We start from the raw sequence: 2,967 nt of genomic DNA on the forward strand, positions 1-2,967 counted from the left end.
TACAGATTATGTCCCATGAAACCGCTATTTAGTCTAATCAAGGTGCTCAGGTGCCTCTCCTCACGATATTTATGTCGTTTCCCAACGCGATTACACTCTGTTAAGCATTTACCTCTTTGGTTAGCGATGCTGACTTTTGCTCCGAACCTGCATGCACACCCCCACTCTTGGATCGAAATGAAAACTCACATAGAGGGTGAGAATGGCATGATCACCGGTTTTTCAATGGAGTGGTCTTTTGACGCAATGACCTCTATGTATATGCTGGATGGCGAAGACGTTTCTCCAGAAAAAGAGGAAGAAACGTTCAAGAACCTTGCGGCCTCAGTGATCGAAAACATGATGTACGAACATTACTTTACTTATTTCTACGATGGTGAGGAGCCAATTAAATATCAGGTTGCTGAACATGCCAAATTCGAGCGTGATAGAGCCAAAATGGTTCTCACGTTCGACCTACCACTTTCAAAGCCAAAGCCAGTAACACGTGATTCGCTTCGTATGTTGATTTTTGATCCGAGCTATTTTGTCGATATGTCGTGGATCGCTAATGACGATGTGACGTTATCTCCAGAGCTCGCAAGACAATGTAAGTTAGAAATTATCGAGCCGAACCCAACGCCTGAGCAAATGAGTTATGCGATGTCTTTACCTGCCGATGCCGACCCAGACAACACATTAGGACAGCTGTTCACTCAGTCGGTCGAGCTTCATTGTGCAGCGGTTCCTGGTTCTTAACCAAGGCGTTTTATTTTTACGATTAGGCGTTTCGACAATTAAGCGTCTGTGCTCGTTCAGTCTCTCTAATCATCAAGAAAAAGATTTCTGATAAAGGTGCATTTAATGCAGAAAAATCAAACAAAATACTACCTTACAGGTGTCCTTGCCTTCACACTCGTTGCCGTCGGTGCATACCAACTGTGGGTTATGTGGCCATCATTGGTGATATCCAGCATTCAATGGCAAAGAGAAGTTAATTCAGAACTTGCCGACCTCCTCTATGATGCGAAGTCTAACCCTTGGGGCGCAGGTAGCTACCTTATCGGGTTCAGCTTTATCTACGGCATGCTTCACTCACTTGGACCTGGACACGGCAAAGTCATCGTTTCGACCTACTTAGCTACTCACCCAACAAAAGCAAAAGCCAGTTTAGTGCTAACGGTTGTTTCTGCATTTTTACAAGCATTAGTCGCAATATTATTAGTAAGCGTGTTGCTATGGGGCTTTAGCGCTTCTATGCGAATGGTGAATGACAAAGCCAATATGTTTGTCTCGTTGAGTTTCACGTTAGTCGCGGTAGTGGGTGCATTGATCTGTTGGAAGGCTCTTAAAAACATCTACACCACAATGCGTACACCAAAATTGAAAGTGAAAGCGATTACCACCTTAGCTGCCGATACGTCTTCGCCAATTTCAGTCCAATCATCAATGGCCCTTCGCTCATCAGTACCTGCTGGTTCAATGATGTTGAAGCCATCTAACGCATTACAAAGTGCTGAACACGCTCACACAGATCATTCTCAAACGGATTGTGGATGCGGCCACCAGCATGTTGCCGATGCAGACGCTATAAACAAAGCTTCAACACTTCGTGAATATGCAGGAATCATCGTTACGATTGGCGTAAGGCCATGTACAGGTGCGATTATGGTTCTGCTTTTCGCAAACATGGTTGGCTTATATTGGATGGGCGTTGTCAGTGCCTTTGCCATGGCGATAGGTACCGCGTTCACAACCTCGACGATTGCAATCATGACACTAACAGGCAAAAACTTGGTAAAACGCTATTTGGCTGCTGGTAACAAGAATAACAGTGCGTCACTGAAAGCTGCAGGTCATTACTTACAACTGTTTGGTGGTGTTTTACTTGTCTTAATTGGCTTGTTGCTAATGAGTGGACAAGAGAGCGGTATGTCGCCGGTGTTTACTATGTAACTGTAGGGACGCTCTAACACTTCCCCAGACTAAAGACCTCTTAGCCAGAGGTCTTTTTACTTCGCTGACATAAACACCCTTTAATTTTTTTCAAACGTTGCATCGCTAATAGTATGAATTCCGTTTTCATTATCATCGATTTACAAAACAGAGCCAAAATCTCTAAATAAAAGCGGTGAGAAGCGATACAATAATCAAGTTGCGAAATTGCTGCGTGGGACACCTGCCCACTGAAAGTCCATTTACAGAGAACCTTAAAGTAGTCATACATGTCTAAAGATTCCGGTTTCACCACAGAGTACACCCTCGACAAAGCTTTCTTTGCTGAGTGCTATGACCAAACGAGCGTCCCGACTCAATTCCCAAAAGCGTATTTGAAGGCGTTTTTGTTTCTTCTTTTTGGTTGGGTTCTACTTGAGTTTAAACTATTACCGAGCGGCTACGTTGGTTGGTTCTTCATTGTATTGAGTGTTATCGAAGCGTTCAGCGTATATTGCAAACGAACCTGGTGGTTGTGGCGACAAAGAATCAGCTCTGGCGCTGGCAGCAAAGTGGTATTTAAAGGTGATTTAGATGGCGTGAGTTACAAAAACTATAAGACCACCAACACGATCAAGTGGAACCAGATCGACGAGCTTGAGGAGACTGACCTTGGCTTTATCATTCATATTGGGAAGCAACGCCAATACGTGAGCAAATCGTGCCTAAGTGATGACGCGATTACTTTCATGGTTGAGCAACATAAAGCATCAAAAGCTAACTAACATAAGTGTATTAAGACCTCTCAGAGTTGAGGTCTTAATATTTTCTAGCCTTACAAAACAGATTCCTACCGCACTCAGCTTAACCCAATGTTCTTAATTCTTAAAAACCCCATGTACAGCTCTACTGCCTGTTTTTAGCGTGAGTTCATCTAGATGATTCAGCACCGCTTATACCTATTGAATTGAACTCAAACTTTCCCCTGCTTTTTGCACAATTGCATCAAGTGCACCACACTTGAAATAATCAATTTTTGATTAATACTTGGCC

3 protein-coding genes are annotated in these 2,967 nt (G+C 43.4%); all 3 read left to right on the forward strand.

The annotated features are described in order from the left end of the window. Window positions 1–126: 126 nt before the first annotated feature. Complete coding sequence (locus tag BCT81_RS24880) at window positions 127–738, forward strand: DUF1007 family protein (protein ID WP_102426195.1); 612 nt, start codon at window positions 127–129, stop codon at window positions 736–738. 105 nt (window positions 739–843) lie between these two features. Continuing rightward, window positions 844–1,935 carry a nickel/cobalt transporter gene (locus BCT81_RS24885; protein ID WP_102426196.1) on the forward strand — a complete coding sequence of 364 codons (1,092 nt, stop codon included), beginning with the start codon at window positions 844–846 and terminating at the stop codon, window positions 1,933–1,935. Window positions 1,936–2,204: 269 nt separating this feature from the next. Next, complete coding sequence (locus tag BCT81_RS24890; RefSeq protein ID WP_102426197.1) at window positions 2,205–2,699, forward strand: YcxB family protein; 495 nt, start codon at window positions 2,205–2,207, stop codon at window positions 2,697–2,699. The last annotated feature ends 268 nt before the right edge of the window (window positions 2,700–2,967 follow it).

This window comes from Vibrio sp. 10N.261.52.A1 (assembly GCF_002876325.1).
Lineage (GTDB): Bacteria > Pseudomonadota > Gammaproteobacteria > Enterobacterales > Vibrionaceae > Vibrio > Vibrio chagasii.